The sequence below is a fragment of the Pseudotabrizicola algicola genome (assembly GCF_010915705.1).
Classification (GTDB): Bacteria; Pseudomonadota; Alphaproteobacteria; order Rhodobacterales; family Rhodobacteraceae; genus Pseudotabrizicola; species Pseudotabrizicola algicola.
In genome coordinates this window covers 1122299-1147049 of record NZ_JAAIKE010000001.1, presented here as the reverse complement: position 1 = coordinate 1147049, position 24751 = coordinate 1122299, and the positions used below count along the sequence as shown (strand labels likewise).

At 63.8% G+C, this 24751-nt stretch carries 31 protein-coding genes; 18 read left to right on the top strand and 13 right to left on the bottom strand.

Annotation, left to right across the window (positions count from 1 at the left end):
* Positions 1-354: 354 nt before the first annotated feature.
* The 3 genes from G3572_RS05600 to G3572_RS05590 all read right to left on the bottom strand — a co-directional run bounded on the left by G3572_RS05600 (position 355) and on the right by G3572_RS05590 (position 2078).
* Positions 355-1044 (bottom strand): EI24 domain-containing protein, encoded by a 690-nt coding sequence (locus G3572_RS05600; protein WP_354003998.1) that lies wholly within the window; start codon positions 1042-1044, stop codon positions 355-357.
* Between the two features lie 4 nt (positions 1045-1048).
* On the bottom strand, positions 1049-1621 hold the full coding sequence (locus G3572_RS05595) for a nitroreductase family protein (protein WP_164609641.1): 573 nt from the start codon (positions 1619-1621) through the stop codon (positions 1049-1051).
* A 214-nt stretch (positions 1622-1835) separates the two neighbouring features.
* Positions 1836-2078, bottom strand: coding sequence for a DUF8831 family protein (locus G3572_RS05590; RefSeq protein WP_164609640.1), 243 nt, complete (start codon positions 2076-2078; stop codon positions 1836-1838).
* 143 nt (positions 2079-2221) lie between these two features.
* On the opposite strand from G3572_RS05590, the gene G3572_RS05585 reads away from it, so the two are divergent.
* The 3 genes from G3572_RS05585 to G3572_RS05575 all read left to right on the top strand — a co-directional run bounded on the left by G3572_RS05585 (position 2222) and on the right by G3572_RS05575 (position 3732).
* A complete protein-coding gene (locus tag G3572_RS05585) occupies positions 2222-2962 on the top strand; it encodes a M48 family metallopeptidase (RefSeq protein WP_164609639.1) in 741 nt (246 codons plus the stop codon).
* Between the two features lie 98 nt (positions 2963-3060).
* Complete coding sequence (locus tag G3572_RS05580; RefSeq protein WP_164609638.1) at positions 3061-3318, top strand: DUF6455 family protein; 258 nt, start codon at positions 3061-3063, stop codon at positions 3316-3318.
* Positions 3319-3366: 48 nt separating this feature from the next.
* Positions 3367-3732: a YigZ family protein gene (locus G3572_RS05575; protein ID WP_164609637.1), complete on the top strand. Its 366-nt coding sequence runs from the start codon at positions 3367-3369 to the stop codon at positions 3730-3732.
* A gap of 46 nt (positions 3733-3778) precedes the next feature.
* On the opposite strand, the gene phoB is transcribed toward G3572_RS05575, so the two are convergent.
* Both phoB and phoU read right to left on the bottom strand, forming a co-directional pair.
* A complete protein-coding gene (gene phoB, locus G3572_RS05570; protein WP_164609636.1) occupies positions 3779-4471 on the bottom strand; it encodes a phosphate regulon transcriptional regulator PhoB in 693 nt (230 codons plus the stop codon).
* An 8-nt stretch (positions 4472-4479) separates the two neighbouring features.
* The gene (gene phoU / locus G3572_RS05565) at positions 4480-5202 is read right to left on the bottom strand and encodes a phosphate signaling complex protein PhoU (RefSeq protein WP_164609635.1); all 723 of its coding nucleotides are present in this window, start codon (positions 5200-5202) and stop codon (positions 4480-4482) included.
* 396 nt (positions 5203-5598) lie between these two features.
* On the opposite strand from phoU, the gene G3572_RS05560 reads away from it, so the two are divergent.
* The 4 genes from G3572_RS05560 (at position 5599) to G3572_RS05545 (ending at position 9641) form a co-directional block, all read left to right on the top strand.
* On the top strand, positions 5599-7332 hold the full coding sequence (locus tag G3572_RS05560) for a DUF4153 domain-containing protein (RefSeq protein WP_164609634.1): 1734 nt from the start codon (positions 5599-5601) through the stop codon (positions 7330-7332).
* Between the two features lie 98 nt (positions 7333-7430).
* Complete coding sequence (locus tag G3572_RS05555) at positions 7431-8018, top strand: heme NO-binding domain-containing protein (RefSeq protein WP_164609633.1); 588 nt, start codon at positions 7431-7433, stop codon at positions 8016-8018.
* A 15-nt stretch (positions 8019-8033) separates the two neighbouring features.
* Entirely contained in the window at positions 8034-9098 is a 1065-nt protein-coding gene (locus G3572_RS05550) for a GGDEF domain-containing protein (protein ID WP_164609632.1), read from the top strand.
* 48 nt (positions 9099-9146) lie between these two features.
* Positions 9147-9641 (top strand): Dps family protein, encoded by a 495-nt coding sequence (locus G3572_RS05545; RefSeq protein ID WP_164609631.1) that lies wholly within the window; start codon positions 9147-9149, stop codon positions 9639-9641.
* Positions 9642-9730: 89 nt separating this feature from the next.
* On the opposite strand, the gene G3572_RS05540 is transcribed toward G3572_RS05545, so the two are convergent.
* Positions 9731-10213, bottom strand: a complete 483-nt coding sequence (locus G3572_RS05540; protein ID WP_164609630.1) for a hypothetical protein — start codon at positions 10211-10213, stop codon at positions 9731-9733.
* Positions 10214-10367: 154 nt separating this feature from the next.
* The gene (locus G3572_RS05535; RefSeq protein WP_164609629.1) at positions 10368-11177 is read right to left on the bottom strand and encodes a response regulator; all 810 of its coding nucleotides are present in this window, start codon (positions 11175-11177) and stop codon (positions 10368-10370) included.
* An 89-nt stretch (positions 11178-11266) separates the two neighbouring features.
* Here G3572_RS05535 and G3572_RS05530 point away from each other — a divergent pair, with 89 nt between their 5' ends.
* The 4 genes from G3572_RS05530 to G3572_RS05515 are packed head-to-tail and all read left to right on the top strand — an operon-like array spanning position 11267 to position 15434.
* Positions 11267-11428: a NepR family anti-sigma factor gene (locus G3572_RS05530; protein ID WP_240335406.1), complete on the top strand. Its 162-nt coding sequence runs from the start codon at positions 11267-11269 to the stop codon at positions 11426-11428.
* A complete protein-coding gene (locus G3572_RS05525) occupies positions 11425-12000 on the top strand; it encodes an RNA polymerase sigma factor (RefSeq protein ID WP_164609628.1) in 576 nt (191 codons plus the stop codon). The genes G3572_RS05530 and G3572_RS05525 overlap by 4 nt, the downstream gene beginning before the upstream one ends.
* A gap of 14 nt (positions 12001-12014) precedes the next feature.
* Positions 12015-13817, top strand: coding sequence for a sensor histidine kinase (locus tag G3572_RS05520; RefSeq protein ID WP_164609627.1), 1803 nt, complete (start codon positions 12015-12017; stop codon positions 13815-13817).
* Between the two features lie 54 nt (positions 13818-13871).
* A complete protein-coding gene (locus tag G3572_RS05515; RefSeq protein WP_164609626.1) occupies positions 13872-15434 on the top strand; it encodes a phospholipase D family protein in 1563 nt (520 codons plus the stop codon).
* A 65-nt stretch (positions 15435-15499) separates the two neighbouring features.
* On the opposite strand, the gene G3572_RS05510 is transcribed toward G3572_RS05515, so the two are convergent.
* Genes G3572_RS05510 through G3572_RS05500 form a run of 3 tightly spaced genes read right to left on the bottom strand, consistent with a single transcriptional unit; the run spans position 15500 to position 17190 of the window.
* Positions 15500-16561, bottom strand: coding sequence for a hypothetical protein (locus tag G3572_RS05510; protein WP_164609625.1), 1062 nt, complete (start codon positions 16559-16561; stop codon positions 15500-15502).
* A 22-nt stretch (positions 16562-16583) separates the two neighbouring features.
* Positions 16584-16964 carry a phage holin family protein gene (locus G3572_RS05505; protein WP_164609624.1) on the bottom strand — a complete coding sequence of 127 codons (381 nt, stop codon included), beginning with the start codon at positions 16962-16964 and terminating at the stop codon, positions 16584-16586.
* A gap of 19 nt (positions 16965-16983) precedes the next feature.
* Positions 16984-17190, bottom strand: a complete 207-nt coding sequence (locus G3572_RS05500; RefSeq protein WP_240335405.1) for a PLD nuclease N-terminal domain-containing protein — start codon at positions 17188-17190, stop codon at positions 16984-16986.
* Between the two features lie 301 nt (positions 17191-17491).
* Between G3572_RS05500 and G3572_RS05495 the strand changes: the two genes are divergently transcribed.
* Positions 17492-17665, top strand: coding sequence for a DUF1328 domain-containing protein (locus G3572_RS05495; RefSeq protein WP_103333097.1), 174 nt, complete (start codon positions 17492-17494; stop codon positions 17663-17665).
* Between the two features lie 138 nt (positions 17666-17803).
* Here G3572_RS05495 and G3572_RS05490 read toward each other — a convergent pair whose 3' ends face one another.
* Positions 17804-18319, bottom strand: a complete 516-nt coding sequence (locus G3572_RS05490) for a hypothetical protein (protein WP_164609623.1) — start codon at positions 18317-18319, stop codon at positions 17804-17806.
* A gap of 231 nt (positions 18320-18550) precedes the next feature.
* Here G3572_RS05490 and G3572_RS05485 point away from each other — a divergent pair, with 231 nt between their 5' ends.
* Positions 18551-19225, top strand: coding sequence for an exopolysaccharide biosynthesis protein (locus G3572_RS05485; RefSeq protein ID WP_164609622.1), 675 nt, complete (start codon positions 18551-18553; stop codon positions 19223-19225).
* Positions 19226-19234: 9 nt separating this feature from the next.
* Here G3572_RS05485 and G3572_RS05480 read toward each other — a convergent pair whose 3' ends face one another.
* Both G3572_RS05480 and G3572_RS05475 read right to left on the bottom strand, forming a co-directional pair.
* Entirely contained in the window at positions 19235-20248 is a 1014-nt protein-coding gene (locus G3572_RS05480; RefSeq protein ID WP_164609621.1) for a sensor histidine kinase, read from the bottom strand.
* A 47-nt stretch (positions 20249-20295) separates the two neighbouring features.
* A complete protein-coding gene (locus G3572_RS05475; protein ID WP_164609620.1) occupies positions 20296-20754 on the bottom strand; it encodes a hypothetical protein in 459 nt (152 codons plus the stop codon).
* 83 nt (positions 20755-20837) lie between these two features.
* Between G3572_RS05475 and G3572_RS05470 the strand changes: the two genes are divergently transcribed.
* From G3572_RS05470 to G3572_RS05450, 5 genes are all read left to right on the top strand, one after another.
* Positions 20838-21512, top strand: a complete 675-nt coding sequence (locus tag G3572_RS05470; RefSeq protein WP_164609619.1) for a Crp/Fnr family transcriptional regulator — start codon at positions 20838-20840, stop codon at positions 21510-21512.
* A gap of 75 nt (positions 21513-21587) precedes the next feature.
* Entirely contained in the window at positions 21588-22040 is a 453-nt protein-coding gene (locus G3572_RS05465) for an RbsD/FucU family protein (RefSeq protein ID WP_164609618.1), read from the top strand.
* Positions 22041-22042: 2 nt separating this feature from the next.
* Positions 22043-22963: a ribokinase gene (rbsK, locus tag G3572_RS05460; RefSeq protein ID WP_205518501.1), complete on the top strand. Its 921-nt coding sequence runs from the start codon at positions 22043-22045 to the stop codon at positions 22961-22963.
* A 149-nt stretch (positions 22964-23112) separates the two neighbouring features.
* Positions 23113-23757, top strand: coding sequence for a sugar transferase (locus tag G3572_RS05455; RefSeq protein ID WP_164609617.1), 645 nt, complete (start codon positions 23113-23115; stop codon positions 23755-23757).
* Positions 23758-23919: 162 nt separating this feature from the next.
* The gene (locus G3572_RS05450) at positions 23920-24750 is read left to right on the top strand and encodes an urease accessory protein UreD (RefSeq protein WP_164609616.1); all 831 of its coding nucleotides are present in this window, start codon (positions 23920-23922) and stop codon (positions 24748-24750) included.
* Position 24751: the final 1 nt, after the last annotated feature.

Here is a 24751-nt window from a genome sequence, read left to right as displayed (position 1 = left end):
GGTGCAATGCCAGGCGGTCCGCGCAAGACCCGCTGGTCTGGCGTGGGCGGCGGTCCTGACGGGGGATCGCAGGGCACAGCCGTGGGATGCCTCCGGCGGGAGTATTTTGAGAAGCAGCAATCCCGTGCCTTGATTTGCTGCTTTCCCAAATACTCTGGGGTGAGCCGCCCCCTTCGGGCGGCGAGGGGCAAAGCCCCTCTGCCCGAGGCGGTTGGCCGCAGGCCAGAGCCGAGATAAAGATAGCGCGGCGCAGCCGCTCCGCTGCCACCCCGCATGAGTTAAAAAAGCGTTAATCCCGCAGGGTCAAGCCATTGATAACACGGGAAAGCCCTTCCTGTAACACAGGGGGCGCCCTCACCCTTTGGTGTTCAACCGGTGGAACAGGTGGGTAAAGGTCGCCGCCCCCAGTACGGGGATCAGCAGGTTGACCAGCGGCACCGACAGGGGGGCGGCCATCAATGTGCCGGCCAGCCAGATCTTGCCCCGATGCCGCTTTCCCAACGCCTTGGCCCCGACCCGCCCCAGCCGCCGCATGGCCACCAGGGTGAAGTATTCCCGCCCCAGCACGAACCCGTTCACCGCCCAGAACACCACCGGAACGAAGGGTCCCGCAAAGGCATAAAGGACCAGCGCCAGCGCATTGACCGCGATGAGCAGGGCGAAGAAATTCGCGGCATCCACCAGCGCATCCCCCCAGCCCACACGCGGCACCGGCGGCAGGGCCGGATAGTGCCGGTCCTCCACCGCCTGCGCGACATCCTCCAGAAACAGCCCCGTGAAGGCCGAGGCGACCGGCATCATCAGAAACACCGACAGCCCGATCATGAACAGCGCCGAGCCCCAGGACAGCAGCGTATCCAGCCCTTCGACCGGCCCGATGAAAGGGATGTCGATGCTCTCGGGGGTAAAGGTCTGGATCAGCGCCAGAAAGGCCGCATAGACCGCCACCAGCAGCGCCAGCGTCAGCAGGACCCCAATTCCCATGACCCGCCGGAAACGCCGGTCGCCCAGTTGCCGCACCGCCTTGAGGAAATCCCCGAGGATCATGTCAGGACCAGCTGACAAGCCGCGCAAGGTCCGGGCGCGGGCGGTCCGGGGCCATCGGCCCGGGTGTCGCGATGTGGATGATGCCCGCCACCGTCTCCTCGGGAGCGCAGCCGAAGGCCCGGGCGCGGAAGGTCGCGTCATGCGACGGCCAGCCCGACAGCCAGCATGCCCCCCAGCCCGCTGCGGTGGCGGCATGCACCAGGTTCATGCACAACGCTCCGGCCGAGAGCACCTGCTCGGCAAGCGGCACCTTTTCGGCATCCTTGGGCGACGAGATGACCACGACCGCCAGATGGCCGCGATCAAACTGGCCGCGGCCTTTCTCGATCTTCTCGGCATCCGCGCCCAGTTCCCTTGCCCTTTCCTCGGCCAGATCGGCCAGCCGAGTCATCGCCGCGCGGTCGAGCACAATCATCCGCCACGGCTCCAGCTTGCCGTGGTCCGGCACACGCGTGGCAAGGGTCAGGATCTGCATCAGTTGGTCGCGGTCTGGCACGGGAGCGGTGAACAACTTGGCTCCGGGCGAGCGGCGGTTCGCCAGATAGTCGAGCACGGCGGGGTTCGGATCAGGCATCGTTTGCTCCGGTCAAGGGTCAGGGCAGGCTATGCTTTGGCGCATCCCAATGCCAGCCCGTTTGACAGGGTCTGGCCTGTCCGCGCTGCGCAGTGGCTTTGCCGGAATGCACAGACAGAAGCAACAGGGCAGGGTGCGCGAAGACACGCGCCGACGTTCCCTCCAAGGCGGGCACTACGTGCTCCTTGAGGCCGGCGGGCGGTCCTGTGTACGGTCAGGTTTTGGAAGGGCGTTCCAGCCTGTAACTGCCCTCGGGCAGATCGAGCGCGGCGGCAAGATCGGCAAGCTGGCCCATGGACAGGCTGATGCGCACCACATCACCCGATAGCGGGTCCTCCTGTTCAAGGACGACACATTCTTCGAAAGCAAGGATGGTGACATCCTCTTCCAGCGGGTCCGCGCCTTCGTCGATCAGGGTGATCACGGTGGCGTCAAAGTCGTGCTCGATGGTAAACATGCCCCAAGACTAGCCATGTCGACGCCGCAAGCGCAATGGGAATTGCGCCCGCCGTGCAACTTGACGTGAGGCCGCTTGGCAGCCCTTTTGTCTGCGCCGACACCTGCTATCTTCGCCCGAAAATCCATAACAAGAGGCGGCGTATGGGCGTTCAAAGATCGGCGTGGGCGGCTTTTGTGGCGCTGGTTCTGGCTGGGTGCCAGCCAACCGGCTTTCCGGCGGGGGGCCCTGTGGTTTCCCCGACGCCGCTGCCTGTGGCCAGCCCGCCCTTTACCGAAGGTCTGCTGACCCCCGAGCAGGCGGCGCGCAATTTCGTTGCGGTGGTCGAACGCGTGGAACCTGTGGCCGAAGCGATGTGCCGCGCGCGAAACCCGAGCCTCAATTGCGATTTCCAGATTGTGGTCGATGACCGTCCGGGCCAGCCGCCAAATGCCTTCCAGACCCTGGATCGCAGCGGGCGGCCCATTGTCGGCTTCACGCTTTCCCTGATCGCCGATGCGCGTAACGCCGACGAGATCGCCTTTGTCGTGGGCCATGAAGCTGCGCACCACATTGCGGGCCATATCCCGCAGGTGCAGCGCACTGCTGTGACCGGGGCGGTTCTGGCTGGCGTTCTCGCGCAGGCCTCGGGCGCGCCGCCAGATGCGGTGCGCGCGGCGCAGCAGATGGGCGCGAACATGGGCGCGCGCACCTATGCGCGTGACTTCGAGCTGGAGGCCGACGCTTTGGGGGCCGAGATTGCCTTCCGGGCGGGGTTCGATCCCCTGCGCGGCACCGCCTTTTTTGACCGTTTGCCCGATCCGGGCGACCAGTTCCTCGGCACCCATCCGCCAAACGCCCAGCGAAAGGAAGTCGTGCGGCGCGTCGTAGCCACTTTGCGCTGACTTGATCTGCATCAAGGCGGCCCCGCCAATCGCGCCGCAGTCTGGCAGAGCTGTCCTGACCCTGGTCTGGACATCTCGCTTTGACAACGGGTGCGGTGATGATCGGATTTTCGGATGCCCCTCTTGCCTGGGGACTGACACGCGGCATGGCAAGGGTGTTGGGCGTCAATCTTCCCTCGGCGGTGGTCGATGGCTGGCTGACGCGCAAGGAGCTGGGCCAGCTTGTCTCGCGCTGCGAGGCCTGTTCACAGAAAACCGCCTGCACCGCTTGGCTGGCGACCGCAACAGGGACGTCCTGCCCGCCGGTGTTTTGTCCGAACAAGACGGCGCTGGAAGTGCTGTCGCTGCGCCATTGACCTTTTGCGCCGTCACCGTCAGGGAAAGGCGGTGATCGGGAGAGGCGCATGATCCGACTGGACAAGGTGGTGACAGACCGCGGCTCGCGCTACGCGGTGACGGGCGGCGCGGTTGCAGGACGGGCGGAGGTGGATACGTTTCTGCGCGATCTGAAGCGGGAAAAGCGCTTTGCGAAGGCCACCCACAACACCTGGGCCGTGATCCTGTCTGACGGGGGCCCGATCAAGAATGACGACGGCGAGGCGGGGGCGGGCGCGGTCATTCTGAAGATGCTGGAGCGCGAGGGGCTGCATGACTGTGTGGTGGTGGTCACGCGCTGGTATGGCGGGGTACATCTGGGGGGTGACAGGTTTGCCCATGTGGTGACATGCGTGCGCGCCTTTCTGGAAGCGTGGCGGCAGCGCGGCGGCTGACCGTCAGGCTGTGCGTGGACACCCGGTGCGCAGGAGGCGCGTTCGCCTAGCCTAGCGCGTAGCCTGCACCCCGCACCGTGCGAAGCGGATCTTCACCGCCGTTCTGCATCAGCGATTTGCGCAGGCGGCCGATGTGCACATCCACCGTGCGGCTGTCGACATAGATGTCGCGGCCCCAGACCCGATCGAGCAACTGCTCACGCGACCAAACGCGCCCCGGTTTTTCCATGAAGGTCGACAGCAGGCGAAATTCTGTCGGGCCGAGCTTGAGCACATGGTCGCCACGGTAGACACGGTGGGTTTCGGGGTCGAGCCGGATGTCATCCCATTCAAGGACGACGCCGATGGAAGAGGGCCGCACCCGGCGCAACTGCACCCGCGCGCGCGCCATGAGTTCCAGCACAGAATAGGGTTTGATCACATAGTCATCGGCCCCGGTTTCAAGACCGCGGATGCGGTCCACCTCTTCGGCGCGGGCCGATAGCATGATGATCGGGATGGCGCGGGTTTCGGGGCGCATCTTGAGCCTGCGGCAGACTTCGATGCCGGACAGCTGGGGCATCATCCAGTCGAGGATGATGATGTCGGGCGTGTCCTCGTCGACGAACAGCAGCGCATCTTCGCCATTGGCGGCCTGCACGACGCGAAATCCTTCGGCTTCAAGGTTATAGGCCAGCACTTCGCGTTGCGCCGGCTCGTCCTCGACCAGCAGGACAACAGGCTGGGATGTATGCGCCATCGGGGGCCTCAGAGTGTTGTTGTGGGAATATCGGTCAGCGAGGTGACGTCGACCTTCGGCCGCTCGTCATCCGGTATCACCCCTGTGACCAGATAGATCACCTGCTCGGCAATGCCGGTGGCATGGTCGCCCACCCGCTCGATGTTCTTGGCGATGAAATGCAGATGCATGCAGGCAGTGATGTTGCGCGGGTCTTCCAGCATATGGGTGAGGAATTCGCGGAACACCGAGTTATACATCTGGTCCACCTCGGCGTCGCGGCGGCGCACGTCTTCGGCAAGCCGTGCGTCTCGGGTCACAAAGGCATCGAGCGAGTCCTTGAGCAAACCCACGACCGAGCGTGCCATGCGCGAGATGGACCCGGCAGAGCCGTTCACCGGCCGCATCTGGTTGAGCACCTGCGCGCGTTTGGCAAGGTTCTTGGCGTAATCGCCCGACCGCTCCAGCGATCCGACAATACGCATGACGGTCAAGACCGTGCGCAAGTCGGTGGCGGTGGGGGCGCGCAGCGCGATGATGCGTGCGCATTCGGTGTGGATCTGATCCTCAAGCGCATCGATCGCCTGATCTTGGGCGCGCACCTGCGCGGCGAGCGCCTCGTCTCTCGTCTCCAGCGCCGCCGCCGCTTGCAGCAGGGCATGTTCCACCATGCCGCCCATCTTCATGACAAGCGCCTGCACGCCTTCAAGTTCGCGGTCAAAGGCAGAGCTGATATGTGGCTCGGAAATCATGATCTTTGGTCCTTTGCCAATCTGGCCGCAGTGAAAAGGGGCGGGGGGCAGGTCATCTCTCATAGCAAAAAACTGCGCGCTCCGGCAGTGATCCGCAAGGGCATGGCCCGCAACCCGCGCTTTGGCTCGACACGGCGGCTCTGCCGCGGGCTGCTGTGCTGAGAAATCTTGGCGGTCATGGCCCGGCAACTTTCCTTGGATGCGATGCCCTGCTTGGACAGGCTGCGGCGGTTTTGCGACCCTTAGCGCAGGGGCATGACCTTGATGCGACAATTTTGTAACAAGGAGATGACGGTGTGCGCAATCTTCGGGTGTTGCATGCGGCGTGCAGGCTCTGGTTCTTTGGGCGCGCCGAGGGTAGCCTCTCGCCCGATGCAACAGCCAGAAGGTCCGGGCATGAACAAGCAGATGATCGCGCGGGCGGTGTTGACGGCCACAGGTGTTGCTGCGGGGCTCGGCCTTTACGCTTTGTCCGAACTGGCGGAGCTCGGCGTGCTGGGCGGTTTGCCTCTGCTTGCCGTGGCCACGTTTGTGGCCTGCTTCTTCACGGCCGTTCTTGCGATGACCGGGCCGCTCTCGCTGCGGCGCGCGGCGATGGGGGCGGGGGCGATTGCGGGCGGCGTTGCGGTGCTGCTGACGCTGGCGGCCACAGGTTTTGTGCGCCCCGAGGCGGTTCTGGACAGCCCGCATGCCGTGCTTGGCGCTGCTATTCTGACGCTGGTGCCGCTGCCATTCTGGATCGCCCGCCACGGTGCGGGATGGACCGATTATGCCAGCCTGTTTGCCCAGGCATGGGCCATCGTGGTGCGGGCCGTTGCGGCATGGGCCTTTGTCGGATTGGTCTGGGCGGTGATCTTGCTGTCTGACGCGCTGCTCAAGGCGGTGGGGATCGACCTGATCGACCGGATGCTCGATCTGGGGCCGACGACTTGGGTCATCACGGGCGGCGTTCTGGGGTTGGGGCTGGCCGTTGTGCAAGAGCTTTCCGATTATGTCAGCCCCTATCTCATCTTGCGGCTTTTGCGGCTGTTGCTGCCGGTAGTTTTTGTCGTGTCAGCGGTTTTTCTGCTGGCCTTGCCCGTGCGCGGGGTTTCCGGTCTGTTCGGAACATGGTCCTTTGCTCTGACCTTGCTTACCATGGCGGGCGCGGTGGCCACCCTGGTGACGGTCGTGGTCGACCAGAGCGACGACGAGGCGACGAGCAGCCCGCTTCTGGCACGGGCGGCGCAGGCAACGGCGCTGATGCTGCCGCTGCTGGCGGGTTTGGGCGCTTGGGCGGTCTGGGTGCGCGTGGCGCAATACGGCTGGACGCCCGAGCGGGTCTTTGCCGCGCAGGTGGCGGTGCTCGGGCTTGGATACGGCGTGCTTTATGCGCTTGCGGTTCTGCGTGGTGCCGGCTGGATGGCGCGGGTCCGGCAGGCCAATGTGGTGATGGCGCTGGCACTGATGGCGGTTGCGGCTCTGGCGCTGACCCCGATCCTGAGTGCCGAGCGGCTTTCGGTCGGTAGCGTCATGACGCGGCTGGAAGATGGCCGATTGCCGGTGGCCGAGTTCGAACCGGCCTTGCTGGACCGCTGGGGCAAGCCGGGTGCGCAAGCCCGCGCCGCGCTGCAAGAGAAGGCGGCAGAGCCGGGTCAAGACGCCTTGGCCCGCCGGCTGGCGCAATCGGCCCGCCAGAACGAGGCGAGCAGCCGCGAGGAGATGCTGGCCGCTGTCGCCGCGGTGATGCCTTTGCAGCCCGAAGGGGCAAGTGCCACGCGCGATATGTATCTGGCGGCGCTTGACGCCTATCGGCTGAACGCCTTGCACGAAAGCTGTTCCCGCCAGATGCCCGGTGGCGGCGCGGGATGTGTGATGGTGGTCGCCGACCTGCAACCCGGCCTGCCGGGAGAAGAGGCGATGCTGCTGGATTACAACACCGGCGGCTATGTGCAGTTCACCGGGTTCTACAATGACCCGATGCGAGGACCCAGCCTGCGCGAGGTGCTGCCCGCAAACGGTGCCTTGCCGCAATATGAAGCGGGCGAGGCGCTGATCCGCGCATGGCAGGCTGCACCGCCTCCGATGATGCCGCTGTCGCTCAACCAGCTCAACCTGCCGGAAGGGGGCGGGCTGATCTTGGCCCCGTAAGGTCATGCCGTCGCCGTAGCAATCTCCGGCAGTCGGCAAAGATTTCTTAAGGATCATCCCCTAGTCTTGCCCGAATTGGGATGAAACAGGGGCTTTCCGTGCTGGGGCTGATCAATCGCGCGCTGGAAGATTTTCTGAAGCGGCGGCACGGCGCGGCGCTTTGGCAGCGGGTGGTTCAGCGCGCGCGCCTGCCATTTGACAGTTTCGAGCCGTTGCTGAGCTATGATCCGGGGTTGACCGACGCAGTGCTGAACGCGGCCTGTGCCGAACTGGGGCGCGCGCGGGAATCGATACTGGAGGATCTTGGCACCGCCCTTGTTTCGCAGCGGGAGCGGGACGGTTTGCGCCGCCTGCTGCGTTTTGGCGGGGTGAGTTTTCGCGATTTCCTGCACTCGCTCGAGGAACTGCCGGACCGCGCCCGCCTTGCCCTGCCGGATCTGCATTTGCCCGCCCTGTATCTGGAGGACAGGGGGGGCGGTCAATTCGCCATTCTTGCGGTGCCGCCGTTTGCCGGGGCGGGGTTTATCCTGATCGGTCTGCTGCGGGCGATGGCCGATGATTACGGCGCGCTGGTGCTGCTCGACATGGCGGCGTCGCGGCAGGGGCGCGATGTGATTTCGGTTCTTCTGCTGGACGAGGCCCATTCCCAGGGCCGCCGTTTTGATCTGGCGGTGGGGGCGCCATGATGCAAGGGGACGCTGATGGCTAGGCAAGCCGCTCAAGGCCGGGGGCAGGGCGCGGCACGGCTCGTTCTGCCCAAAGGATCGCTGGACCGGCTGATGCCGATGCATCTGGCCCTGTCTGCCAGCGGCCAGATCACCGCGCTTGGCCCGACCTTGGCAAAAATTGTCCGCAGGGCTGCGGTGGAGGATGCGGCCATCCTCGGGCTGGACTTTTTTGATCTGTTCGAGGTTTGCCGCCCGTCGGGGGTCACAACCGCAGCCGCCCTTCATGCCCGTCAGGGAGAGCGGTTGCATCTCGGGCTGAGGGGGGGCGGGGCAGAGTTTCGGGGGCTGGCGCTTTGCGATGACGCGGGCGGGCTGGTCATGAACCTGTCATTCGGCATTGGCGTTGTGGATGCCGTCCGCACCCATGCACTCACCGATGCCGACTTCGCGGCCACCGACCTGACGGTGGAACTGCTGTATCTGGTCGAGGTCAAGCGCGCCGTTCTGGGAGAGTTGCAGCGCCTGAACCTGCGGCTGCAAGGGGCCAAGTCCGAGGCAGAGGCGCAGGCCATGACCGATACGCTGACCGGCCTGCGCAACCGCCGCGCGCTTGACCTGCGGCTGGCGCAGGCGATAGCGGATGCGCTTCCTTTTGCGCTGATGCATCTGGACCTTGATCGCTTCAAGGCGGTGAATGACACCTTGGGTCACGGGGCAGGGGATCAGGTGCTGCGCGTTGTGGCGCAGGTCTTGGCCGCGGAAACGCGGACGGGTGATCTGGTGGCGCGGGTGGGCGGCGATGAATTCGTGATCCTGCTGCCGGGGATGACCGATGCTGCCCGCCTTGGCGCGGTGGCCGGCCGGATCATCGCGGCGCTTTCGCGGCCCATTCCCTATGAAGGGCATCTTTGCCAGATCGGGGCCAGTGTGGGGCTGACCATTTCCACCCGCTACGCCGCGCCGACTGCAGAAGCGATGCTGCAAGATGCGGACCTTGCGCTTTACGCTGCCAAGCGTGCCGGACGCGGCCGGATGATGGCGTTTTCAGATGAACTGGCTTCTGGCCAAGGAACTGTGCCTGCTGCGCGGGCGTTCTGAAGGCAGAGCGCGGCCACTTCCGGCGGCGCGTGAAGGAAAGGAATCCCAGTGTCTGAAGCACTCAAGGCCGTTCCGGCGGCAGACAAGATCAACACCGGTATCACGGGCGTTATCGCCATTGCGCAGGGTCTTAGCGAAGCCCTGTCCGACACCTATCGTTTGCTGTTCAAGACCCATGCCGTTCATTGGAACGTCGAAGGCCCCTTGTTCCATTCGATCCATGTGCTGACGGAAGAGCAATACACCAATCTGTTTCAGGCCGCCGATGATCTGGCAGAGCGTATCCGCGCCTTGGGCCGGATCGCACCGTATCAACTGTCGGAGATCAGCAAGCTGTCTTGCGTGAAAGATCCGGCAAAGCTTGGTTCGGCCCAAGAAATGGTGGAAGACCTTGCCGCGGCCCATGAAGAAGTGGTGCGCCGGATGCGTGACGTGATCGCCCGCGCCGAAAAGGGCGAGGATGTGGCGACTGCCGATCTGTTGACCGCCCGCTGCGCCTTTCACGAAAAGGCTGCGTGGATGCTGCGCGCAACGGCAAAGTGACCCCAGCGTCGGGGCGTGCATCGCCCCGACCCACAATACGAAAAAAGCCCCGGATCGCTCCGGGGCTTTTGTCTGGGATCGTCAACGACTTACTTCAAGCGGGTCACGACGCCATCGGCAAAAGCGGCGATCAGGGCAGCATAGTATTCCGGGGTGTCGGTGAAAGCGCCTTCAAGCACAGTGCCGTCGACGGCAAAAGCCTGAGCGGTCAGCGCGGTGACGGTGAGTTCATAGGTGTCGAACTTGGTGTTGTCTGTTTCGCTCGAAACGTTCACCATGCCGACCATCACGGCATCTTCAAGACCAAGCTGGTTCTGGAACGAATTGGCCAGCGACAGCTCGTCAATATCGACGCTGATGCGCACCCCGTCTTCGGCGGTGCGGTCCACCAGACGGGCGACGATGGCATTTTGCAGATCGCTTGCGGTGTTGGACCAGAAGCTTGCGGCTTCGGCATTCGAAATTGCGGTGATGTCAGCGGTGACTGCGACTTCTCTCACCGTCGTGTCCTGCGCATATGCGGCATTGGCGAGGAAGAGGGCCGTGGTGGCCATAAGGACGTTGCGGAACATGGTAAGATCCTTTCACAAGTGGGATGCGCAAGGCGGTGCCTTCGCTTGCCTTTACAACGCAGACCTCTTCCGGCGGGTTCCCAACAGCGCATGTGGCGCAATAAAAAACGCCTGCCACAGAGGGCAGGCGCAAGTCTGTGTGTGAACTTTTAACTTAGGCGTGAAGGGTTTCGGTCGAGGCAAAGAACATGGCCTGACTGACCGCCGAGCGCACCTGTTCTTCCGAAAACGGCTTGGTGATCAGGAAGGCGGGCTCGGGCTTGTCGCCTGTCAGCAGCCGCTCGGGGAAGGCGGTGATGAAGATAACCGGAATATCTTCGAACTGGGCCAGAATATCATTCACCGCCTCGATGCCGGACGAGTCATCGGCAAGCTGGATATCGGACAGGATAAGATCGGGACGCTCGCGCGCGGCCAGTTCCACGGCCTCGCGGTGGGTGCGGGCCACGCCCGTGACCTTGTGACCGATCTGGCCAACGATATCGACGATATCCATCGCGATGATCGCCTCGTCCTCGATCACCATCACCTTGCCGGTGACGGAGGCTTCCATCTCGCGGATCGCGGCATCCAGCAGGCTTTGCACCTCGGCCTCGTCATGATCCATGATTTCGGCGATCGCGGGGCGGTCAAACCCTTCGATGGCATGCAGAAGCAGCGCTTCGCGCGAATTGGGGGTCAAGCCCGCCATATGCACCTGCGCCCGCTTGGCAAGAATGTCATCATCGGTTTCCAGAGGTGCGCCCGCGCTGGCCCAGACGCGGTGGAAGCAATGGAACAGCCCGATGCGCGGTGTCGAGGCTTCGCGCACGGGCGTATCTTCGATCAGGATGCTTTCCAGCGTCGCGGCGGCATAACGGTCACCGGAATCCTGGCTTCCCGTCAGGGCGCGTGCATAGCGACGCAGGAAGGGCAAGTCGGCGGCAATTGCCGACGTCAGATCGAAGGTCGCAGAGGCACTCATTATTTTCTCCCCAGTTTCAATTTCTACGGAACCAAACGCACTGGCGCCGCGTTCGGTTCCATGAATAAATGCGGGACCAGTAGAGTATCATGATGATGGAACATATGTCGGGTGACAACCAGAAGTCCAGTTTGCGAAAGGACATCGATGAAAACCTGAAACGCGTCTATGAAAACGCCCTCAAGGAGGATGTTCCGGATCGGTTCAAGCTGCTGCTTGAGCAACTCAAGGCGAAGGAGTCCGGGAAATGACATCCGTGCCCGTGGCCCACATGGACCCGCGCGACGAGATGGCAAACCACATTCCCTCCTTGCGCGCCTTCGCGATCTCTCTGACCCGCAACGTCAGTGAAGCCGACGATCTGGTTCAGGAAACCATCCTGAAAGCCTGGTCCAACATAGACAAGTTCACTGTGGGGACGGACATGCGCGCATGGCTGTTCACCATTTTGCGCAACACGTTCTTTTCGTCCAAGCGCAAGACCCGCCGCGAGGTGTCGGACACCGACGGGGTGCATGCCGCGTCGATGTTCGAAAAGCCGCATCATGACGGTCGCCTTGCCTTCACCGATTTCAGCAATGCGTTCGACAGGCTTTCTCCGGAGCATCGCGAAGTGCTTATTCTGGTGGGCGCGAATGGCTATTCCTATGAGGAGGCCGCGCAGATGATGGGCGTGGCGGTGGGAACCGCAAAAAGCCGCGCCAACCGCGCGCGGGCCAAGTTGTGCGAAATGCTGGGCCTTGCCGAGGGTGAGGACATTCTGGCGGAGCAATCCGGAGCCACCCTTGCCGTGATGGGTCGGTCGGGCATTCAAGCCGCATGACGAAGGAGGCCGCAATGCCGCGGCGGTTTGCAGGGCTTGGGTTCAGACTGATGGCTGTGATGGGGGTGGCGCTCTTGCCGCTCGCCATCCTCAGCTATGTTCAGGGTTTGCAGACCGCGAAACTGGCGGAAGCGCGGGTGACCAACGTGATCAAGGGCGAAACCCTGATCGCGGCCAATCCCCTGATCGCCGAGATCGTGAAAGCGCAGGCTAAATCCGCAACGCTTGCGGCTGTCCTTCCCACGGTTCTGGAAGACGGGGATGAGGCGGGCATTGCCTCCTGCCGCCGTCTGATGGACAACGTTGTGCAGGCCAACATAGGGCTGGTGACCTTTGCCGGTTACGTCAACACCGACGGCCAGATGCTTTGCGGTGCCCGAAACGAGACGCGCGACCTGTCTGGCACCGAGGCGATGGCGCAGTTGATGACCGATCCGGGGCCTAAGATCGCGGTCAATCCCTATGGTCCGGTGTCAAAGACCTCTGTCCTGATCGTCTCGCATCCGGTCGTGGGCGCTGCGGGCGCACTCAGCGGTTTTGCCTTCGTCTCCTTGCCGCATACCGCGCTCGATCAGGCGACGCGTGCAACCAAGGGCGAGGATGCGCAACCTCTGGCGCTGATGACCTTTGACGCGCAGGGGTCTTTGCTGACGTCGTCGATCGGGATGGATGATGCGGGGCAGAGCCTGCCGGTCGGGCGTGATCTGACAAGCTATTTCAAAACAGGCGGCAAGAGTTTTGTCGCGGAAACCCCGAGCGGCGAGCGGCGGGCCTTTGCCGTGGTGCCGCTTCAGGTGGGGACGCTGTATCTGGTCGGCTCCTGGCCTGCCAACCGCTTGGACAACACCATTCTGGAAGGGGCCTTTCCGGCCTTTGTGTTTCCCATGCTGATGTGGGCGGCCAGTCTTCTGGTGGCATGGTTGGCATCGGAAAGCCAAGTGCTGCGCCATGTGCGCCTGCTGCGCGACCGGATCACGGCCTTTGCTGCGGGGGAAAGGCAGTTGCCCGATCTCGACATGAAGGGGGCGGCGCTGGAGTTGCGTCTGGTGGGGCTCGCCTATGAGCGGATGACCGAAGCCGTCGTGCGCAACGAGGCCGATCTGGAGAACACGATCCACCAGAAGGAAGTGCTGCTGCGCGAAGTGCATCACCGCGTGAAGAACAACCTGCAACTTATTGCATCCATTCTGAATATGCAGCTTCGCAGTGCGCGCACCAGCGAAGCGAAGGACGCGATGCGCACGGTGCAGGACCGGGTGATCAGTCTCGCCACCGTGCACCGCGAGCTTTACCAGACCAGCGGTCTGACCGATGTTCGTGCCGATGAGCTGCTTCCACGTGTCGCGGGGGATCTGCTGCGCATTGGATCGGCCCCCGGGCGGCGCTTTGACCTCGATGCATCGGTGGATGATATCCGGCTGACGCCTGATCAGGCGGTGCCTCTGGCGTTGTTCCTGACCGAAGGCATGGCGAATGTCATCAAGCATTCTTGGAACAGTGGGGCGGCCAGTTCCCGCGTGGGGCTGAGCCTGCACCGCATCGGGGGCGGGATGGCGCGATTTTCGCTCGGCAACAGTCTGATGCCAATCGCCGCCACCGCAGACGATCCGCCGATGCAAGGCAGTGACGGGTTTGGATCACAATTGCTGACCGCTTTCTCGCAACAGCTCAACGGCAAGGTCACGCGGGGCCGCCGCGGCGATGAATACATTCTGGAAATGGATTTCCCTCTGCGCCCTCTGACCGAGGCGGAGGAGCGGGCGGCACCGCAATCGGCCGATGCGACCGCAGGGGGCAGACTGGAAGAAGGGTCCTGACCCAAGGACAGCACTTCGGACGGGCGACGGTCTTTTCTTGTGACAGGCAGTGACATGCGCAGCGACGGTCTTTCTGACGCCAGTTCCCCGGCAGTGTTCATCACCGCCGCCGAAGCCTATCCGGCGCTGGAGCGTGCCTTTCTGGAGGCTCGGTCCGAGATCATCGCCAGCTTTCTGGTCTTTGATCCCGAAACCCGCCTGCGCTCGCCCGAGGCAAGGGCAATCGGTCCGCGCTGGTATGATCTTGTCATCGCCTGCCTTCGGCGCGGGGTGAACATCACGATCACGTTGTCCGATTTCGACCCTGTGGCGCGGGCGGCCCTGCACCGCAGCACGTGGCGCAGCATACGTCTGCTGCAGGCCGCCGCCGAGGTGGCGGGGCCGGGGGGCGGGGTTTTGCGTGCCTCGGTTGCACGGCATCCGGCCGAAACCGGATCGGTCCCGCGCTTTCTGATCTCTCCTGTCATCATGGCGCGGGTCTGGCGCATGTGCCGCTGGCTCAACCGCCAGTCGCCAGAGTTTCGCGCGAATGCCTTGCGCGACATGCCGGGGGCTGTCGATCTGACAGTCCTGCGCGCCGACGGGCAGGTCCGACCAAGGCTTTGGCCCGTGCCGCGCCTGTTCCCCGGCACGCATCACCAGAAGATTGCCGTTTTTGACCGCAAGCGGCTTTATGTGGGCGGGCTTGATCTGAACGAGCGGCGCTATGACGATCACGACCACGCCCGTCCCGCAGCGCAGACATGGCACGACGTGCAGGTGATGATCGACGGGCCCGTCGCGGCAGACGCCGCGCGGCATCTGGAGACGTTTGAGGCTGTCACCGCCGGTCTGGTGCCCCCCATTGATACGGGCGCGCTGCTTGTGACTCTGTCAAAGCAGCGGCGCAGGCCCTTGGTGCGCTTTGGTCCAAAGCCGGTCGTGCAAACCATTTATGAGGCGCATTGCGCCGCGATTTCCCGTGCCAAGGGGCTGATCTATCTGGAAACGCAGTATTTTCGGGATGGCGGGCTGACACGCGCCCTTTGCGCGGCCGCCCGAAAATCGCCAGATCTGGGGCTGATCCTGATGTTACCCGGCGCGCCCGAGGAACTGGCGTTTGACGGGCGCGAGGGGCTCGACTCCCAGTTGGGCGAATGGCACCAAGCCCAATGCCTGCGCCGGTTGCAGCGCAGTTTCGGCAAGCGCCTGTTCATCGGCAGCGCGGCGCAGAGAAAGCGGGGCAGGGCGCTGCAAACGGCAGGGCGCGATGTGCTGGCCGATGCGCCGCTGATCTATATCCACGCCAAGGTGTCGGTGTTCGATCATGTGGCCATCATAGGCTCGGCCAATCTGAACGGTCGTTCGATGCGATGGGATACCGAGGCGGGCGTGCGGCTGACAGAACCCGACGCTGTCGCACAGGTGCGTCAGCGGTGCATGGCCCATTGGCTGCCGGATCATGCGGGCGCGGCGTATTTCGCCGACCAGACGGCTGTGGCTGCATGGCGGGGTCTGGCGCTGTCAAACATCGCGCGCCCCCCCGAAGCGCGTCAGGGCTTCATTCTGCCTTACGATCTGCGCGCTGCGGAAAAGTTCGGCACAGCGGTGCCGTTCTTGCCGCCCGAACTGGTATGAAAAAGCCCCGTGGCCGAGGCCACGGGGAGGTGGGGTTGCCTTGAGGAGGCGGGGGGAAAGCGTGATCAGTTCGGGCGGCCGCCGGTCAGCTTGTCGGCAAGACGCTGCGTGGCCTTGCGCCGTTCGCGCGTCTGGGCACTGACGCGTTTTGCGGCGCCGTTGACCTTGGCGGCAGCACGGCGCGAGGATTTGCGCGCAGATTTTTCGACATCGGCGGCGGCATCTTCCGCGGCATCCAGAGCGCTGCGACCCTTGTCGCGGGCGCTTTCCAGAATGTCGGTCAGGTCCGACACCATCGCCAGTGCGGCTTCGGTCCCGCGGGCTCGCAGGGCGCTTGCCGCCTCGCCCAGTGCGCGGCCGGCGGCATGGCGTTCCGCGTCGAAGGTCTTGCGGGCCTTTGCCATCAGGTGTTCGGCCGAGCCCGACAAAGAGCCGCCATCACGGCGGTTGGCCTGCAAAGCGGTGGCAAGAGCCGCCCCCAATGCAACCGCGACAGCGGCCGAGGCAACGGGATGGCGACGCAGGATGTTGCGATCGTCGGCGTCATCCGCAAGCTCTTCCAACTTGTCTTCTGCCGCTTCCGCGCCGGCGGCGAAGGCCGCATAAGCACGTTCACGGGCGGCGATGATGCGGTCAGCGGCGTCCGCGCTCATATCCGAGAGGCCGTGCGCAAAGGCAGAGGCCAGATCGGCGGCGAGGTCTGCGGTGACAGCCGCTTTTTCCCGCGCGAAAGCCGCCGCGTCATGTCCGCGCTCTGCCATGGTGTCGTAGAGTTCTGACAAACGCTCTTGTGCGGCCTCACGGGCTTCATCGGCGCGGGCCTGCCATTCTTCGATGGTGTCCGAGACGCGCTCTGTCACGCTTTGATTGTCCCGCTGCCCGAAGGTCAGCCAGGCAAGGCCTGCCCCCACCAGAACGGTGGCAAGGGGATAGCTGCGCAGGGCGCGGGTGGCGGCAGTGGCCAGAACAGTTTGACCCAAGGGACCGGCCGCAAGGCCAAGCAGGTCGTCCGCCGCACCAGGGCTTCCGGTGAGCCGGCTGGACAGGCGCGCGAGGGCGTCGCGAAGCGCCTCTTCGGTTGCGCGAGCTTCGGTGAAAAGGGCGTCAGAGGAACGGGTGCGAGCCATGACAAACTCCTGAAAATTGCATTCACGGGTGGGAGGCGGGCGGTGTCACGCCCGGCCCGGAAAGAGAGGAAAGGGGAAGCGTTGCGCGGCGCACCAGCCGGCGCGCCACTAGAACAAGGATCAGGGCCAGAAGGGCACAAATGGCCGAAGCAGTAATGAGCGCCTCGATCGGACCCAGCCCCAGAAGCGCCAGCCCCAAAAGACCGGCCTGAACCAGAAGCCCGAGCAGCACGACGACCAGAACCAATGCGATCAGGCACAGGGCCGCTGCCGTGATGATTGCCCCCACGCGGGAGCGCAGTTCGATCTTTGCCAAAGCAATGCGCAGCGTCACCGTGCGCTTTACCAGCATCAGCAAGTCGATCACCGGCACGATCAACCCTTCAAGTCCCGAACGCGACATCTGTCACCCCTTCCGGTGTTCAGACGCGGCGCTGTGCGGCGCGCGGGCCAAGGAAGAACCACGCGATGAAGCCGATGATCGGCAAGAAGATGATCAGAAGCGTCCAAAGCACTTTCTTGCCGGTGCTGACGGTCGATCCGAAGACAGAGATGATGGCCCACAAGTCGAGGGCCAGAATGAGAAGCCCGCCAAAGCCGGACAGTTCAAACATGCTGAGCTGGTTCATCACGAGTATCCTTTGCGGCTTCGCCAGACTGCCGTGGCGCGCAGCCACGATCTTGTGACGAGGCAACGCGGCAAAGCCCCTCTGGTTCCACCGGAAAATCGAAATCCGCGGCCTGTTGCGCGGACTTCTGGCCTCGCGCCCCCGCGCGGGCAGGATCCACGCCGGAAAGCAGGGTTCAGGCATCGCCGGAAAGTAAATGCGAGGCGGCGGGAACCTGAGCGGGCAGCGCACGTTGACCCTGCATGAGCGCTTCGGCGCGGTAAACTGAACCAGTTGAACCAGATCAACGAAGGAGATCACCATGCTTGGATGGGCATTGACGTTTCTGGTCGTGGCATTGATTGCAGCGGCCCTTGGCTTTGGCGGTATCGCGGGCGCTTCGGCTTCGATCGCGCAAATCCTGTTCTTTGTGTTTATCGTTTTGTTTGTCGTGGCAATGATCGCGCGCGCCGTGCGTGGCAAGCCGCCCGTTTGACTTGTCTTTGGCTGATCCCCAGTCAGCCAGAAGGGTCACGGCCTGTGACCCGATGGAAAGGCCGCCTTCGGGCGGCCTTTTCTTTATGGGCAGATCGGAAACTGCGCCGCCACAGGGCAGCGGCGTATATCCTGGACCTCAGGCCTGCTGGCGGCTATCCCAGACGTTGGCAATCTGGCAAGGATTGCGCAATGCGCTCATCGCCTCGGCCTGCGGGTCGGTGCTCGCATCGAGCACGCGGGGGCGACGGATCGGCACCACGGCGAACTCAGCCGGGTTCGTGACAAGCGCCCGACGGGCGTGATGGGCAAAGCTGATGAGGGACAGGTGCAGGCGGCCATCCTTCGTGTCGCCAAAGGTGAGGAAAACCACGCGCCGTGCGCCGGTCGCGACCAGTCGGCGCGCCTTGGCGACGGCTGTCAGGAAATCTGCCCCCGCTTCCACCGTGCCCGGACCAGAACCGCAGAGCACATAATGCACCGCATCCTTTGCCGATCCGGCTGCCTCTGCCATCGCCACATCGGGCCGCGTCAGTTGCGCCCCGGCGCGGATAAGTGCCTGCATCCACGGCAAATTGAGACTGGGGGATTTGGGGTGTGACGATGATGGGGGCGGGGAGGTGGGCATCTGCGGCGAGGTGTCCGGTCCGGTCATCGTGTCGCTCCTTGAACGGTGCGCCCCTCGGCGCAGCACCCTTTCTAACGCGATCATGGGGGCAGTTGGTTCCCCCCACATCGTCGACATGGCGGAAATTTGCTTATCGCCGCGCAAGGCCCCAGAGAATTTGCGGGGGGAACCCTGCAAGCCAGTTGGCGTTATCCCATATGGGACGCAATCGCCCGCAGGACGGGTGCTTGGGTCAGAGTTGAAAGGTAGGGGCCGACGATGTCAGCCAATCAGGACGGCGCAGGATTGGATCAGCAGGCCGCCGTTGACCCGAGCATCGGGACCTCACAATCGGCCCGATCCGGAAGCGACCCGCAGGAGGAGGCCGCCGATCTGAACGGCGTGATTGCCCAGCTTTATCAGGCGGCGCGCGGGTCCGAGCGGGTGGCCCTCGGCGATCTGGTGGATGCTATGGGGCGATCGTCCATGGCGGCGGTGCTGCTGGTTCCGGCGCTGCTGTTGATCTCGCCGGTGAGCGGTGTGCCGGGTGCATCCATTGTGGGGGGCGTCGTGATCGCGCTGATCGCGGGACAGATCGTATTGCGTCGTCACAAGGTCTGGCTGCCGGAGTTTATCCGCAATCGCACCTTGCCCGGCCCGCTGCTGCGCAAGGCCTTGGTCTGGCTGCGCAAGCCTGCCCGCCGGTTTGACGGGCTCGCCCCGGCAAAGCCGGGCGGCGGCGAGGATTTGTGGTGGACGCCTGCGCTTGCCGCAGTGTGCCTGCTTCTGGGTCTCGGAATGCCGATGCTGGAATTGATCCCGTTTTCTTCATCGATCGTGGCAAGCCTGATTGCTGCCCTTGCCTTGACGATGCTCACGGGCCGTCTGACCATCGCGCTGGTGGCCGTGATGGTCGCAGGCATCGCGGCAACGGGTGTGGTCTGGCTGGTGTGAAGCGGAAGGTTACTTTCCGTCGGCGGGATGCAGCGGGATCGTCAGCGTGACCCTTGTGCCGTTGACCCTTTCAAACACCAGCTTGCCTCCCAGTTGCTCGGTAAACTGCAGCGCGACGCGAAGGCCGAGGCTGCGCGATTTTTCCGGTGTGAAATCGGCGGGCAGGCCCTTGCCGTCATCTTGAACGATGATCTCGGCCTGAGGCCCGCGGCTGCGCATTGTCAGGTGCAGATGCGTGACAGCATCCGAATGGGCATGGGCTGCGTGTTCAACCGCATTCGAGACAAGTTCCACGATGATAAGGGCAAGGGGGGTGGCCTGATCTCCGGTGACAATCAAAGGCTCCACGTCGAAATCCAGCACCATGCGGTCTGACAGGGCCGAGTTGCTGACGACCTCGGGCAGCACATCGCGCATCAACTGACCCATGTCGGTGCTTTGACGCTTGGGATTGTGCAGTTGCCGCTGAATGCTGGCCACCACCTGCAACCGTGCCGTCGCCACCTCGAGCGCGGCGCGCGCAGCCTCGTCCGTGACGTTGCGACGCTGCATTTTCAGCAAAGACGCCACGACCTGCAAATTGTTGGACACGCGGTGCTGCAATTCGTGGAACATGGTCTTGTTGGCTTGCGCCAGTGTGTCGGAGCGATCCCGCTCGATCTCCAGCGTGGTCAGGGCGTAGCGCATGGCATGGATCAGGATGATCTCGGTTGCCGCGATGAAGATGTAGAAGAGCAGGGCGACGGCGCTCTGGAAAGACATCGCGAAGCTGCCCTGCGGCGCAAGGAACCAGTACCACGCGGCAACGCCGCAGATCACCGCTACGATCACCCCTGCGCGGGTGCCGGCGAAATAGCCGGTCAGGATGACCGCCGGAAAAAAGGTCAGATAGGGAAAGCCCGGCGGCAAGACCGGATCAAGGTAGTGTCGCAGGGCAATTGAAATCACAATCGCCAGAAGGGCGAAACAAATCTGATAGGTCGGGCTACGCTGTGCGACAGCCCAAAGTCGCAATTGTTCCATTCGGTCCGCTACCCTATGTCCGGTCCCCGCCCGGCGTCAGGCGAAGGTTATCCCAGGCCAATGGCATTGCAATGGCTTTCCGCGCGAAGGCCCTGATCAGTACAGGCCTCTCGTAGGGCAGCCCGGACTTGCGGCGCTGTAAACGGCATGTCAAGGGTCCGCCACCCGGCCGCGGCGATCATCGGCGCTTCGTCGTCATCGGCCCCCGTCAGCAAAACGCGAATGTCCGGACGCCCGATCGCCCCTGCCAAACCGGTCTTGCGCAGGCTGCGCAGCGATTGTCGCAGGATGACCACATCTGCCTTCTGCCCGCCGCTCAGCAGCGAAATGACCTCTCGGGCGGCGCAGCAGAGGATGACATTGGCGGTAGGCCAGACGTCCATCACGGTTTGTGCAAGGTCCAGGCGGATCAGCACATCGGGGTCCTGAACAAGGATCGTCTTTGGCATGTCACCCACTTTCACAATCAAAAGATGTGTCATGGAACCAAAATCGACCTCGCGCACTTAACTATGACATAGTCGTGGAGGAAAACTTGAAGACAAACTGCCGCGCCTGCCCTTTGCGCCAATGCGATGCGTTCCTGCCAATGACCGAAGACGAAATCCGGTTCATGGAGCGCTTCAAGAAGGGTGAACTGTCGGTGGCCCGAGGCACGACAATACTGTCCGAGGGCGAGCCAAGTGGCCAGCTCTACACGGTTCTGAGTGGTCTGGGTCTGCGTCACAAGACATTGGAAAACGGACAGCGGCAGGTGCTGAACCTCATTTTCCCCGGTGATTTCATAGGTTTGCAAGCTGGACTGATGGGCGAGATGGGCCATTCCGTCGAAGCGGTGACGCCGATGGTGCTCTGTGTCTTTGATCGCAGCGGGCTTTGGTCGGTGTTCCAGCACAACCCGTCGCGCGCCTATGATCTGACATGGATTGCCGCTGTCGAGGAGCATTTTCTGGGCGAAACCGTCGCGACCATCGGGCAGCGCGACGCCTCGGCCGCACTGGCTTGGGCGTTCCTGCGCATTTTCCGGCGCGGGGAAAGCCTTGGTCTGGTGGTCGATGGAAAAATGTCCTTGCCCTATCGCCAACAGGATATCGCGGATGCGCTTGGCCTGTCGCTGGTGCATACCAACAAGCGCCTTCAGCGGTTCCGCGCCGCCGGCCTGATGGACTGGTCGCGCGGCATTTTGCACATTCCTGATCGCAACGCTCTGGCGCAACTGGCAAATCTCGAGGACAAACCGTCACCGCGGCGACCGATCCTTTAGGCGGCCCCCCTTGCGGCCAATCCGGCCGCAGGGCAATCTGACTGCGGCCGGACGTACGGTCGAGGGAGGAACGGGATGCTCAAGGGAATTGATCACAGGCTGAACGCCGATGTTCTGGGCGCGCTGCGCGCAATGGGGCATGGCGACTATCTGGTGGTGGTGGATACGAACTTTCCGGCTGACAGCATTGCGCGGGCCACCACGGTCGGGCGACTCCTGCGGATGGAAAACCTGACATCGGCACAGGCGGTGCAGGCAATCCTGTCTGTGCTGCCGCTTGATACCTTTGTCCCCGATTTCGCGGGCCGTATGGAAGTGGTGGGAGAGCCGCAGACCGTTCCCGAAGTGCAGGCCGAAGTGCAGGCCGAGGTGGACCGCGCCGAAGGCACGCCCCGCCCGATCCCCGGGGTGGAGCGTTTTGCCTTTTACGATCTGGCGCGCGGGGCCTATGCCGTAATCCAGACCGGAGAGCGCCGCTTCTACGGCTGTTTCATGTTGCGCAAGGGCGTGATTGGACCGGAGGCCTGATGATGTCACAACGCATTGTTATTCTTGGTATCTTTGTCGCTGATGCCGCTTATCGCGCTGACCGCCTGCCGCGTCTGGGTGAAACAATTCTCGGGCATGATTTCCGGCTTGGTCCGGGGGGCAAGGGCTCTAACCAGTCGGTCGCTGCGGCGCGGGCGGGGGGCGATGTGCATTTCATCACCCGTCTGGGGCAAGATGCCTTTGCCCAGATGGCGCGCGATCTGTGGGCTGATGCCGGGATCACACCGCAGGTGACAGAAGACCCGGAAAGCTACACGGGGTCGGCCTTCATCTTTCTGGAGGCCGCGACGGGACAGAACGCGATCATCGTCGCGGCAGGCGCGGCGGCGCGCATTTCGGTGGCAGATGTCGAGGCGCGACGCAGCCTGATCGAAGGCGCGGGCGTTTTCATGACACAGTTGGAACAGCCGTTGGACTCTGCCACGCATGGCCTCCGGATTGCCCGTGCTGCCGGGGTGCGCACCATCCTGAACCCTGCGCCCGCCGCTGCGCTGACCGACGAAATGCTTTCGCTGTGTGACATCATCACGCCCAACGAGTCCGAGGCAGAGGGGCTGACAGGCGTCACCGTCAAGACGCTGGCCGACGCCGAAGCCGCCGCCGACCGCCTGATCGAGCGCGGGGTGGGGGCGGCGATCGTCACGCTGGGCGAAAAGGGCGTTCTTCACCGCAGCGGGGGGCGAAGCCTGCATGTGCCCGCCCGCGCGCCCGGTCCTGTGGTCGATACCACGGGCGCGGGGGATGCGTTCAACGGGGGGCTCGCGACCGCCCTGTCGCAGGGCGCAAGCATGGAGCAGGCTCTCCGTTTCGGGGCGGCGGTCGCGGGCCTTTCGGTCACACGGCACGGCGCGGCTGCATCCATGCCAAGCCGCGCAGAGGTGGAGAACTTCTTGCGCGTGTAGGCGGCGCGAAGCGTTCAATCAGGGGGCGAATGACGTTGCGTCAGATCCCGCAAAGGTCTTTGCGCGCATAAAATTCCCCCTGAGCCGCAGCAGGTTTTGGGCTTAAGGCAAGCGGCGGGGCCGCGCGTCCCTGACCCGAGGAATCGCCCATGCCTGCGCTTGCTTTGCCAACTTCAAAGGCCGGAACCCGCGGCGCATCCACCCGTCACAAACGGGCGTTGGATGTTGGTCTGATCTTGTTGGCCCTGCCTGTGCTGGTGCCCCTTTTGGTCGTGCTTGCGCTCGCGGTAAAGCTGTCCTCGCCTGGTCCGGCGCTGTTTTTTCAGACAAGGATCGGGCGCGATGGCCGGCGTTTCCGTATGGTCAAGTTTCGCAGCATGTATACCGGGGCCGAGGCGGCGCGCGCGGCGCTTTTGGCGCAGTCTGACCGTCAGGGGCTGTGTTTCAAGCAAAAGGATGATCCGCGCATCACACCTCTGGGCCGCGTGCTGCGCCGTGCGTCGCTGGATGAGTTGCCGCAGCTCTGGAACGTGCTGCGCGGAGAGATGTCTTTGGTAGGGCCGCGCCCTGCCTTGCCCGAAGAGGTGGCGCTGTATCCGCCGCAGGCTTTGCAGCGCCTCGCGGGTCTACCCGGATTGACAGGGCTTTGGCAGGTGTCGGGGCGGGCCAATGTGGGCTTTGATGAAATGGTCGAGATGGATGTGCAATATCTGCAGACCGCCAGTTTGCGCGGCGATCTTGTGCTGATCTTCCGCACCTTGGGGGCGGTTGCCTTGGCCAAGGGCGCTTATTGAACGGGCAGTTCGCAGCGCGCCTTTATGCTTTGGCTGACTTTTGGGCGAAGTGCGTAAAGTTTGGGCGATCAATGACCGCTTTTGTATCTTGCCTTGCCCCGTCGTCTCTCTCGCATTGAGCCTTTCTGCGACCCGCCGCAGCTTGGGCCAAAGCGGGGACACATGTTTGCAGCACCGATCACAGAGCCGATGCAGCGCAGCCGGGGCGAAGCCTCGGCGGCCCTGTGCTGTGGGCTGGCGGGGCTGCGCCTGACGGGGTTGCGCCAACAGGGGTCTGCCAAATGCATCCTGCCGCATGGGCCAAACGGTCGGGACGGCGCGCCCGAGATTGTGTTTCTAAACACATCGGGGGGCCTTACCGGCGGTGATACCCTGTCTTATGCCGTCCAGCTTGGCCCGAGGGCGCGCGCCGTTGCCACAACCCAGACCGCAGAGCGCGCCTATCGCTCTGCCGAAGGCGCGGCGCGGGTGCGGGTCACGATGGATGTGGGCGAGGGCGGCTGGCTCGACTGGCTGCCGCAAGAAACCATCCTGTTTGACGGCAGCCGCCTTGATCGGCGCACCGTCATTACCCTTGGACCCGGCGCGGGGTGCCTGTTGGTGGAAAGCGTGGTCTTGGGCCGCGCGGCCATGGGAGAGACGGTAAGACGCCTTGCCTTGCGCGACTGGCGCGAGATCCGGCAGGGCGGTCGCCCCGTCATGGTGGAGCCGCTGGCGCTGACCGACCGCGCGCTGGTGACAGGCGCGGCGGGGCTAGCGGGCGCGCGTGCCTTTGCCTCGGTCGCGATGATAGGGCAGGGGGTTTCCGATCTGTTGGACCCGGTCCGCGCCGTTCTGGACGAGCCGGGCGTGACCGCTGCCGCCTCGGCCCTCGACGGACGCCTGATGCTGCGGATGCTGGCGAGCGATGGATGGCCGCTGCGCCGACAGATCGCCCGATGCCTTGCCGTGTTGCGCCGGGGTCAGGCCCTGCCGCGCGTCTGGCAGATATGAA

Coding starts and splice junctions, on each gene's coding strand:
- phoU (WP_164609635.1), bottom strand. CDS start 5,202: ATGATTTCCGAGCCACATATCAGCTCTGCCTTTGACCGCGAACTTGAA.
- G3572_RS05515 (WP_164609626.1), top strand. CDS start 13,872: ATGCGCAGCGACGGTCTTTCTGACGCCAGTTCCCCGGCAGTGTTCATC.
- G3572_RS05520 (WP_164609627.1), top strand. CDS start 12,015: ATGCCGCGGCGGTTTGCAGGGCTTGGGTTCAGACTGATGGCTGTGATG.
- G3572_RS05490 (WP_164609623.1), bottom strand. CDS start 18,319: ATGACCGGACCGGACACCTCGCCGCAGATGCCCACCTCCCCGCCCCCA.
- G3572_RS05590 (WP_164609640.1), bottom strand. CDS start 2,078: ATGTTTACCATCGAGCACGACTTTGACGCCACCGTGATCACCCTGATC.
- G3572_RS05485 (WP_164609622.1), top strand. CDS start 18,551: ATGTCAGCCAATCAGGACGGCGCAGGATTGGATCAGCAGGCCGCCGTT.
- G3572_RS05480 (WP_164609621.1), bottom strand. CDS start 20,248: ATGGAACAATTGCGACTTTGGGCTGTCGCACAGCGTAGCCCGACCTAT.
- G3572_RS05455 (WP_164609617.1), top strand. CDS start 23,113: ATGCCTGCGCTTGCTTTGCCAACTTCAAAGGCCGGAACCCGCGGCGCA.
- G3572_RS05580 (WP_164609638.1), top strand. CDS start 3,061: ATGATCGGATTTTCGGATGCCCCTCTTGCCTGGGGACTGACACGCGGC.
- phoB (WP_164609636.1), bottom strand. CDS start 4,471: ATGGCGCATACATCCCAGCCTGTTGTCCTGCTGGTCGAGGACGAGCCG.
- G3572_RS05525 (WP_164609628.1), top strand. CDS start 11,425: ATGACATCCGTGCCCGTGGCCCACATGGACCCGCGCGACGAGATGGCA.
- G3572_RS05505 (WP_164609624.1), bottom strand. CDS start 16,964: ATGTCGCGTTCGGGACTTGAAGGGTTGATCGTGCCGGTGATCGACTTG.
- G3572_RS05495 (WP_103333097.1), top strand. CDS start 17,492: ATGCTTGGATGGGCATTGACGTTTCTGGTCGTGGCATTGATTGCAGCG.
- G3572_RS05550 (WP_164609632.1), top strand. CDS start 8,034: ATGGCTAGGCAAGCCGCTCAAGGCCGGGGGCAGGGCGCGGCACGGCTC.
- G3572_RS05585 (WP_164609639.1), top strand. CDS start 2,222: ATGGGCGTTCAAAGATCGGCGTGGGCGGCTTTTGTGGCGCTGGTTCTG.
- G3572_RS05560 (WP_164609634.1), top strand. CDS start 5,599: ATGAACAAGCAGATGATCGCGCGGGCGGTGTTGACGGCCACAGGTGTT.
- G3572_RS05595 (WP_164609641.1), bottom strand. CDS start 1,621: ATGCCTGATCCGAACCCCGCCGTGCTCGACTATCTGGCGAACCGCCGC.
- G3572_RS05465 (WP_164609618.1), top strand. CDS start 21,588: ATGCTCAAGGGAATTGATCACAGGCTGAACGCCGATGTTCTGGGCGCG.
- G3572_RS05540 (WP_164609630.1), bottom strand. CDS start 10,213: ATGTTCCGCAACGTCCTTATGGCCACCACGGCCCTCTTCCTCGCCAAT.
- rbsK (WP_205518501.1), top strand. CDS start 22,043: ATGTCACAACGCATTGTTATTCTTGGTATCTTTGTCGCTGATGCCGCT.
- G3572_RS05575 (WP_164609637.1), top strand. CDS start 3,367: ATGATCCGACTGGACAAGGTGGTGACAGACCGCGGCTCGCGCTACGCG.
- G3572_RS05450 (WP_164609616.1), top strand. CDS start 23,920: ATGTTTGCAGCACCGATCACAGAGCCGATGCAGCGCAGCCGGGGCGAA.
- G3572_RS05510 (WP_164609625.1), bottom strand. CDS start 16,561: ATGGCTCGCACCCGTTCCTCTGACGCCCTTTTCACCGAAGCTCGCGCA.
- G3572_RS05500 (WP_240335405.1), bottom strand. CDS start 17,190: ATGAACCAGCTCAGCATGTTTGAACTGTCCGGCTTTGGCGGGCTTCTC.
- G3572_RS05530 (WP_240335406.1), top strand. CDS start 11,267: ATGATGATGGAACATATGTCGGGTGACAACCAGAAGTCCAGTTTGCGA.
- G3572_RS05470 (WP_164609619.1), top strand. CDS start 20,838: ATGACCGAAGACGAAATCCGGTTCATGGAGCGCTTCAAGAAGGGTGAA.
- G3572_RS05535 (WP_164609629.1), bottom strand. CDS start 11,177: ATGAGTGCCTCTGCGACCTTCGATCTGACGTCGGCAATTGCCGCCGAC.